At 69.0% G+C, this 8,927-nt stretch carries 8 protein-coding genes and 1 pseudogene; 3 read left to right on the top strand and 6 right to left on the bottom strand.

All coding sequences use genetic code 11. The annotated features are described in order from the left end of the window. From A5708_RS16265 to A5708_RS16255, 3 genes and pseudogenes are all read left to right on the top strand, one after another. Positions 1 to 247: pseudogene (locus A5708_RS16265) on the top strand (CoA transferase); the annotation flags it as partial. A 19-nt stretch (positions 248 to 266) separates the two neighbouring features. Beyond that, a complete protein-coding gene (locus tag A5708_RS16260) occupies positions 267 to 1,751 on the top strand; it encodes an acetyl-CoA acetyltransferase (RefSeq protein ID WP_065029616.1) in 1,485 nt (494 codons plus the stop codon). A gap of 114 nt (positions 1,752 to 1,865) precedes the next feature. Further along, positions 1,866 to 3,989, top strand: coding sequence for an NAD-dependent epimerase/dehydratase family protein (locus A5708_RS16255; protein WP_065029615.1), 2,124 nt, complete (start codon positions 1,866 to 1,868; stop codon positions 3,987 to 3,989). A 3-nt stretch (positions 3,990 to 3,992) separates the two neighbouring features. Here A5708_RS16255 and A5708_RS16250 read toward each other — a convergent pair whose 3' ends face one another. The 6 genes from A5708_RS16250 to lon all read right to left on the bottom strand — a co-directional run. Beyond that, a complete protein-coding gene (locus A5708_RS16250) occupies positions 3,993 to 5,225 on the bottom strand; it encodes an NAD(P)/FAD-dependent oxidoreductase (RefSeq protein ID WP_065029614.1) in 1,233 nt (410 codons plus the stop codon). A gap of 47 nt (positions 5,226 to 5,272) precedes the next feature. Next, positions 5,273 to 5,998, bottom strand: a complete 726-nt coding sequence (locus A5708_RS16245) for a DUF72 domain-containing protein (RefSeq protein ID WP_065029613.1) — start codon at positions 5,996 to 5,998, stop codon at positions 5,273 to 5,275. A gap of 7 nt (positions 5,999 to 6,005) precedes the next feature. Beyond that, on the bottom strand, positions 6,006 to 6,632 hold the full coding sequence (locus tag A5708_RS16240; protein WP_065029612.1) for an endonuclease: 627 nt from the start codon (positions 6,630 to 6,632) through the stop codon (positions 6,006 to 6,008). A gap of 43 nt (positions 6,633 to 6,675) precedes the next feature. Beyond that, on the bottom strand, positions 6,676 to 7,008 hold the full coding sequence (locus A5708_RS16235; protein ID WP_065029611.1) for a TfoX/Sxy family protein: 333 nt from the start codon (positions 7,006 to 7,008) through the stop codon (positions 6,676 to 6,678). Between the two features lie 40 nt (positions 7,009 to 7,048). Continuing rightward, on the bottom strand, positions 7,049 to 7,438 hold the full coding sequence (locus tag A5708_RS16230) for a nitroreductase family deazaflavin-dependent oxidoreductase (RefSeq protein ID WP_065029610.1): 390 nt from the start codon (positions 7,436 to 7,438) through the stop codon (positions 7,049 to 7,051). Positions 7,439 to 7,606: 168 nt separating this feature from the next. Then, the coding region (gene lon / locus A5708_RS16225; protein WP_065029609.1) for an endopeptidase La at positions 7,607 to 8,927 on the bottom strand (1,321 nt) is incomplete at its 5' end.

Below are 8,927 nucleotides of genomic sequence, written 5' to 3'. Positions count from 1 at the left end.
CCCGCAGCTGATCGCGCGAAACGTGTACAGCCCCATGACGCATCCGCTGATCGAAAGCCCGTTGCCGGCCGAGACGGGCCCGGCGCCGTACCGCCACATCCCGGCGGCCCGGCAGGCCCCGGCGCCGCTGCCAGGCCAGGACACCGTCGAGATCTGCCGCAGCGTGCTGGGCATGAACCCCGCGGACATCCAGCGGCTGATCGACGACGGCGTCCTGTCCGTCCCGCCCGACGAGGCGGATCCATAGCCACGCTAAATTCGTTTTCATGAGCGTCGACCCGAGGACCCCGGTGTTGATCGGCTTCGGCCAGGTCAACCATCGCGACGAGATCGACCCGGAAACCCGCTCGGTCGAGCCGATGGACCTGATGGTGGCCGCGGCCCGGCAAGCCGCCGATGCCGCGGTGATCGAGGCCGTCGATTCGATCCGCATCGTGAACATCCTGTCGGCCCAGTACCGCGACCCGGGCCTGTTGCTCGGCCAGCGAATCGGCGCGTCGGACTTCAGCACGCTGTACAGCCCCGTCGGCGGCAACGTGCCGCAGTCGCTGGTCAACCAGGCCTGCCTGGATATCCAGAGCGGCCAGGCCAAGGTCGTGCTGCTGGCCGGCGCCGAAACCTGGCGCACCAGGCGGGGACTGCGGGCCAAAGGCGGCAAGCTGGTGTGGACCGAGCAGGACCACTCGATCCCGATGGCCGAGATCAGCGGCGACGACGTCGCGATGGCCGGTGACGCCGAGATCAGGATCTCCCTCGACCGCCCGGCCTACGTCTACCCGTTGTTCGAGGAGGCGCTTCGGGTCGCGAACGGCGAGTCGATCGACGATCACCTCAAGCGCATCGGGGCGCTGTGGGCACGGTTCAACGCCGTGGCGGTGGACAACCCGAACGCCTGGATCCGCAAACCGTCGACCGCCGAGGACATCAGCCAGCCGGGCCCGCAGAACCGGATGATCAGCTGGCCCTACACCAAGCTGATGAACTCGAACAACATGGTCGACCAGGGCGCGGCGCTGATCCTGACCTCGGTCGGGGAGGCGACCCGGCTGAAGATCCCGGCCGAGCGCTGGGTGTACCCGCACGCGGGCACCGACGCGCACGACACCGCGTCCATCGCCGAACGCCACGAACTGCACCGGTCGACGGCGATCCGGATCGCCGGTGCGCGGGCGCTCGAGCTGGTCGGCCTGGGCATCGACGACATCGATTACGTCGACCTGTACTCCTGCTTTCCCTCCGCGGTTCAGGTGGCCGCGGCCGAACTCGGATTGAGCACCGACGATCCCGCCCGACCGCTGACGGTCACCGGTGGGCTGACGTTCGCGGGTGGACCGTGGAGCAACTACGTGATGCATTCGATTGCCAGCATGGCGGAGTTGCTGGTTGCCAATCCGGGCCGCCGCGGCCTGATCACCGCCAACGGCGGCTACCTGACTAAACACAGTTTCGGGGTCTACAGCACCGAGCCGCCGGCCGAATTCCGTTGGGAAGACACGCAACCGGCCGTCGATCGGGAGCCGACGACGGACGCGGCGGTGGAGTGGGAAGGCGTCGGCACCGTCGAGGCCTGGACGACGCCGTTCGACCGCGACGGCCAGCCCGAGAAGGCGTTTCTGGCCGTGCGTACGCCCGACGGGTCGCGCGCGCTGGCCGTGGTCACCGATCGCGCCGCGGCGCATGCATCGGTGCGTGAAGATATCGGTGGCGCCAAGGTTGCCGTCGCCGCGGACGGCAGCGCGACGCTGCGGTAGCCCCGGCCTACGGCAATCACGGCAGGTCACCGAACCGTTACCGGCCAAACGGTCGCGTAGCCCGTGCCTACCTGCCTATTGTTGAGTGCTGAGGGTTGGGGGAGGTGAGCCCAGGTGCACATCCTGGTTACCGACGCCACCGGCGCCCTCGGGCGGCTGGTCGCTGGGCAGCTGATCGCTGCCGGGCACACGGTCACCGGCATTGCTGAGCTTCCCCATCCGTGCCTGGACCGCAACGTCGAGTTCGTTTGCGCGCCGCTGCGCGACCGGGTCCTGCGGGAGCTGGCCGACGAGGCCGACGCGGTCATCCACCTGGCCCCCATCGACCCGTCCGTTCCCGGCAGCGCGGACATGGACGGCCTCGCGCGGGTGATCGATGCGGCCGCCCGCGCCGGCGCCCGGCTGCTGTTCGTGTCGCAGGCCGCCGGCCGGCCCGAGCTGTACCGGCCGGCCGAGGACCTGGTGTCCTCGAGCTGGGGCCCCACCGTGACCGTCCGCATCGCACCACCGGTCGGTCGCCAGCTCGACTGGATGGTGTGCCGTACCGTGGCCACCCTGCTGCGCGCGAAGGTCTCGGCCCAGCCCATGCGCGTGCTGCACCTCGACGACCTGATGCGTTTTCTGGTGCTGGCGCTCAACACCGACCGCACCGGTGTGGTGGATCTCGCCACCCCGGACACCGTCAATCTGATCACCGCGTGGCGGATGTTGCGAGCCACCGATCCGCGGTCCCGGCTGCACCGGGTGCGCAGCTGGTCGCAGCTGATTCCGGAAATGAACGCATCTGCGGCGCAAGAGGATTGGTCGTTCGAGTTCGGCTGGCACGCGCTCGACGCGGTCGCCGACACCGCACGGGGACTCGTGGGCCGCCGACTCGATGGCGCCGGCGCGATCAACCACGGCGGACGGCTCGCGCTCCCGGTCGAGGTGCTGGCACACTCCCGGCGGCCGGCCGACGACGCGCACAGCGCGGCACCGGAAGGCATCGAGGGTGAGTTCGACGACCAGATCGATCCGCGATTCCCGGTCTTCAGCAGCTCCGCCCTCGACCAGGCGCTACCCGGACCGCTCACGCCGATAACGCTCGACGTCCAGCTGAGCGGGCTGCGCGCCGCGAGCCGGGTGCTGGGTCAGGCGCTCGCGCTGGGCGACGCGGTCGACGAGGAGTGGGGCACCAGGGCCATCGCGGTGTTCGGCCACCGCCCCTACGTCGGGGTCTCCGTCAACCTGGTCGCCGCCTCCCAGCTGCCCGGTTGGGACCACGAGGCCGTTACCCGCGACGCCCTGGTCGGCCGGCCCCATGTCGGGGATCCGCTGCCGTTCGGTGAGCCGGCCTTGGCGAGCGGGGCGCTGGGCTCGGTCGCCAAGGCGGTGGCCGCGGGACGCTCGGTGGCCCTGCTGCGCCATCTGCGGGCCGACACCCGCGCCTACGGTGCCGCGGCGACCGCGGAACACCTCGATGCCGGCCAGCTCGCGCTGCTGCCGGAGGCGGCACTGGAAGTTCGGCTGCGGCTGTTGCGCGACCGCATCCATCAAGGCTGGATCCTCAACGCGCTGTGGCTGATCGACGCCGGGGTCAGCGCCGTGACGCCGGTACGCAGTCAAGCGCATCGCAGCGTGCCCGGGGTGGGCATGATCACCGACAGCGGCCTCGTCGCCGCGGAGATCGCCGGGTTGGCGGCCGCGCTGCGGGCCGACCCGCCGTTGTGTGCGCTCGCCCAGGAGGGCAACCTTGCGAGCATTCGCGCGTTGTCGCCGGAGACCGCGGCCGTCGTGGATGCCGCCGTCGCACGGATCGGGCATCGCGGCCCGGGCGAGGCCGAGCTGGCCAGCGCGACCTTCGCCGACGACCCGACGATGTTGCTCATCGCAGCCGCTGCCGCCGCCGCAGTGCCCGCACCGTCGCCGACGCCGGACGAACGTCCCACCGGCGCCCGCGGCTCCCGGGAGCTGGCCCACGACACCACGATGCGGTTCACGCACGAACTCCGAATGACGCTGCGCGCCTTGGGTTCCCTGCGCGTCGATGCCGATTTGATCGACGACGTCGACGACATGTACTACCTGACCTGCAACGAATTGGTCACCCTGCCCGGCGATGCGCGGCTGCGAATCAAGCGCCGCCGAACCGAGCGGGAACGGTTGCAGGTGCAATGCCCACCCGACGTCATCGACGGGACCTGGGCCCCGGTGCCGCGCAACGCTGACGGCGCCGACCCCGAGGGCACCGCCGGCTGAGGCTCAGCCGAGCAGGTCGGCCAGGGCCGACTGCGGATCGCGCAATGTGTCTACGTTCACCGGGGTTTGGGCCCGGATCAGAGCTTTGACATCGTCGAGTACATCCCAGACATTGACGTTCATTCCTGCCAGCACCCGGTCGTCGCCGTCGAGCCAGAAGGCCACGAACTCGCGGCCGGTGACGTCGCCGCGGAACACCACCCGTTCGAAGTCGGGGGCGTGCCCGGCGTATTCCATGCCGAGGTCGTATTGGTCGGTGAAGAAATACGGCAGCTCCGCGTATTCGCCTGGCGTGCCCAGCATTCCGGCCACCGCCACCGCGGGCTGCTTGAGCGCGTTGGCCCAGTGCTCGGTGCGGATCCGGGTGCCGAAGAGCGGGTGTTGGGCCGCGGCGATGTCGCCGACGGCATAGATGTCCGGGTCGCTGGTGCGCAACGAGGCATCGACGAGCACCCCGCCGTCGCCCATGGACAGCCCGGCCTGTTCGGCGAGTTCGGTGTTGGGCTTGGCGCCGACGGCCACCAGCACGGCGTCGGCCGCGATCGTCGCCCCGTCGCGGGTTAGCAAACCGGTCGCCGCTCCGTTTGCCCGGGTGATCTCCTCGACCTGGGTATCGAGCCGCAGATCCACACCGTGCTCGCGATGCAGGGTGGCGAACACTTCGCCGACGGTTTCGCCCAGCGCGGCCAGCAGCGGTTGGCTGGCCGCCTCGACCACGGTGACGTCGACGCCGCGCTGGCGCGCCCCGGCGGCCACCTCCAGCCCGATCCATCCGGCGCCCACGACGGCCAGCGAAGCGCCTTCGGTCAGAACGGAATTCAATGCCACTGCGTCTTCATAGGTGCGCAGGTAATGGACGCCGCCGGCGTCCGAGCCCGGTATCGGCGGACGCCGCGACGCCGAGCCGGTCGCCAGCAGCAGCTTGTCGTAACCCACGGTGGTGCCGTCGGCAACACTCACGGTGTGGCCGGCGGCGTCCAGCTCCGACACCCGGGTGCTGAGCCGCAAGTCGACATTGTTGTCCCGGTACCAGTCGGAGTTCTGCACGGTGAAATCCGTCAACGACTTCTTGCCGGCCAGATACTCCTTCGACAGTGGGGGCCGCTCGTAAGGTAGATGCTCCTCTTCGGCGAACACCACGATGTGACCACTGAAGTTGTTGTCGCGCAATGCGTCTACGGCTTTGGCTGCCGCGAGTCCGCCGCCGACGATCACGAAGCTGGTCGAGCTGGCCATGATGGGCGCTCCCTTCTTTCGAAGGATTTCAGCCTACTCGCGAGCGCTCAACCCAAAAGGTCGCGCAAGGCCAGCGCGTTGCGGACCGCATGCCCGCCCAGGTCATTGTTGAAATACATCCACACGTCCCTCCCGTCGCCGTCCCACTGCACGATGCGATCGGCCCAGCGCCGGAGGTCGTCGTCGGAATAGGAGCCGGCGTAGTTGGCGTCCGGATCCGGGCCGTGCATCCGGATGTACACCAAATCGGTCGTCGCCCGGGGGATGCAGTCCAGTCCGAGCCCGCTCATCACCACATAGGCGGCGCGTCGGCGTTCCAGTAACTCGAACACGGCGGGGTCATTCCACGACGGATGACGCAATTCCACCGCGACGCGGATCGAGTCGGGCATGCGGGCCAGGAACGAATCCAGGCGCGCGTCGTCGCGCTGCTGCTCGGGGTGCAGCTGCACGAGTAGCACCCCGTGCCGATCACCCAGCAGATTCCAGCAGCGTTCGAACCGCTCGATCCACGGTTCGGGTGAGGCCAGCCGACGGTAGTGCGTCAGGCCGCGGTGCGCCTTGACCGACATGGTGAAGCCCTCCGGCAGCTGCTGGCGCCAGCCGGTGAAGGTCGAATCCTGGGGCCAGCGGTAGAAACTCGCGTTGAGCTCGACGGTGTCGAACACCTCGATGTAGCGGGCGAGCCGGCGTCCCGACGGCGTTCCGGTCGGGTACAGCACGTTCACCCAGTGGTTGTACGACCACCCGGAGGTGCCGATGCGTATGGTCACGGGCCGCTCAGCCGGTCACCCGCTGACGCACATCGTCGTCCAGCGACGCCCTGATCAATGCGGCGGCCAACCGCGCATTATCATGAGGCGCAAGCGATCCCAGCTTCTTCGGCTCGGCGGGCAGGCCGAGTTGCTTGGCGGTTCCGGTTGTGCGGTCGTCGAAGTACGGCCGCACCCACGTCCACACGTCCTGAACTTCACGAAGGTAGATGTCGGCACCGGTGTCCCCGATTCCCTTGAATTGCTTGAGCATTCGTTTGGCCGCGGCTGGGTCGTGCTGGCTGCGCTCGGCCAGCCGCCGCAGATCACCGGAGTAGTCGTTACGGACGCGCTCGGCCATATCGGCGAGCCGGGTCGCCGAGCTCTCGTCGTAGCGCACGTAGTGCGCGCGTCCGAACGCGTCGATCATGGTCTGCCGGTCGGCCTGCTGCACGGCTTTGGGTGTCCGCAGGCCGGCTTTGAACAGTTCACGCGCGGCGGCCATGGCGATGCCCGCATCGATCGGCTTGCTGGCCAGCATGCACAGCACCAGAAGCTGGAACAACGGCATCGGCTTGTCGCTCATCGTGATACGCGCCTGGGCGGCATAGGTCGTGCCGGCAACGTCGAGCAGTCGTCGCACCCGCTTGTCCATACGCACCCGCGTACCCGCGCCCTGCGGGAACAAACGGGACCCGCTATTTGGGCGGCAGGCTCCGCGCGTAACCGACGCCGCGCCTGACCCAACTGTCAAGCTGGCGTTTGGTTTGCACGCCGGGGGCCGCAACGCGCAACCAGCCGCGGGCTTCCCGCCCGGCCATCACCATCGGGCTGACGTGCGCACGCGCGACGAGCTTGTCGGTGTCCTGCGGCGGGACCCGCACCAGCAGCCCGCCCTGCCCGCTGACGGCCACCGACATGTTGCCGTTGATCAGAAATGCCAGACCGCCGAACATGCGCTTTTCCTCGACGCCCGATTGGGTGCCCACCAGTTCGCGGATCCGGTTGGCCAGGTCCTCGTCGTAGGCCATGTGACGACCCTAGTCCCGCGGTCCGACACGGGTAGCCGCGTCAGTGCAGATCGACGCGAATCGTCAGCAGGTCGCTGCCCATCAGGCGTACCACCGCGCTGTTCAGTCGCGGCAGGTTGCCCAACCGCTGCACGGCGTCGTCGTCGGGCAGCAGGTGGGCGGTGCCGTTGCGCCACCGACCGCCGACCCGCACGCGGACAGCGGGATTGGCTTTGATGTTGCGGACGTAGTCCGAGTGCTCGCCGTGCTCGGAGACCATCCAGAACTGGTTGTCCACCACGCGGCCGCCCACTGCGGTGCGCCGGGGCTGTCCGCTCTTACGGCCGGTGGTTTCCAGCATGGTCACGGGCAACTGACGACCCACCGGGTTGACCACCAGCCGCTGAACGCGATGGACGACTCGCCGTTTCAGATTCGCGAAGTCACTCATACGTTGCGATTCTGCCGCATCAACAACGTCCGCCGCATCGAGAGCGGCCGTCTCGTTGTGCGGTTTTCACGTCGCGTAGGCGACGAAGTGGCCGCCGGCAGGAAAACGCCTTACTGGTTTACGTCCGGGGCATCGCGTCAGCGACGGCTGAACACGGGTTCAATCGCGTCAGGCGGCCACCGTCGCGGCCTGCGTCGTCGGTTCCAGTGCCAGCGCCACGATCTCAGCGACGTCGGTCATGGGCCGCACGTCCAGCGCCTCGAGCACCTCGCCCGGCACATCGTCCAGGTCGGGCTCGTTGCGCGCCGGGATGAAAACCGTTGACAATCCGGCACGTTGGGCCGCCAGCAGCTTCTGCTTCACCCCGCCGATCGGCAGCACGCGGCCGTTCAGCGTGACCTCGCCTGTCATCCCGACGTCGGAGCGAACCTGCCGCCCGGTCGCCATCGACACCAGCGCGGTGACCATGGTGACACCGGCCGACGGGCCGTCCTTGGGCACCGCACCCGCGGGCACGTGCACGTGGATGCGCCGGTCCAGCGCCTTCGGGTCGACACCCAGCTCGGCGGCGTGGGAACGCACGTAGGACAGCGCGATCTGGGCCGACTCCTTCATCACGTCGCCCAGCTGACCGGTCAGCTGCAGACCCGGCTCACCGTCGGTGGCGCCGGCCTCGATGTAGAGCACGTCACCGCCGAGGCCCGTCACGGCCAGCCCGGTGGCCACGCCCGGCACCGCCGTGCGTTCGGCGGATTCGGGCATGAACCGCGGACGACCCAGGTAGTCAACGAGTTCCGGCTCGTCGATGGACAGCGGCGTCGGGTCGGCGGCCAGCTTGGTGGTCGCCTTGCGCAGCGCCTTGGCCAACAGCCGTTCGAACTGCCGCACCCCTGGCTCGCGGGTGTAGTCGGCGGCGATCTTGCGCAACGCGGCGTCGGTCACCGCGACCTCGTCCTCGGTCAGCGCCGCGCGCTCGCGCTGCCGGGGCAGCAGGTAGTCACGCGCGATGGCGACCTTGTCGTCCTCGGTGTAGCCGTCGATCTGCACCAGCTCCATGCGGTCCAGCAGCGCCGACGGGATGTTCTCGATCACGTTGGCGGTGGCCAGGAACACCACGTCGGACAGATCCAGGTCCAGATCCAGGTAGTGATCCCGGAAGGTGTGGTTCTGCGCGGGGTCCAGCACCTCGAGTAGCGCCGCGCTCGGGTCGCCGCGGTAGTCGGAACCGACCTTGTCGATCTCGTCCAGCAGCACAACGGGATTCATCGATCCCGCCTCGCCGATCGCACGCACGATGCGGCCCGGCAGCGCCCCGACGTAGGTGCGCCGGTGCCCGCGGATCTCGGCCTCGTCGCGCACACCGCCCAGGGCGACGCGAACGAACTTGCGGCCCAACGCCCGGGCCACGCTCTCGCCCAGCGACGTCTTACCGACACCGGGAGGGCCGGCCAGCACCATCACCGCGCCGGAGCCGCGGCCGCCGACCACC

This window comes from Mycobacterium colombiense, from assembly GCF_001672755.1.
Lineage (GTDB): Bacteria > Actinomycetota > Actinomycetes > Mycobacteriales > Mycobacteriaceae > Mycobacterium > Mycobacterium colombiense_C.
This window is presented reverse-complemented; position numbering and strand designations above follow the sequence as displayed.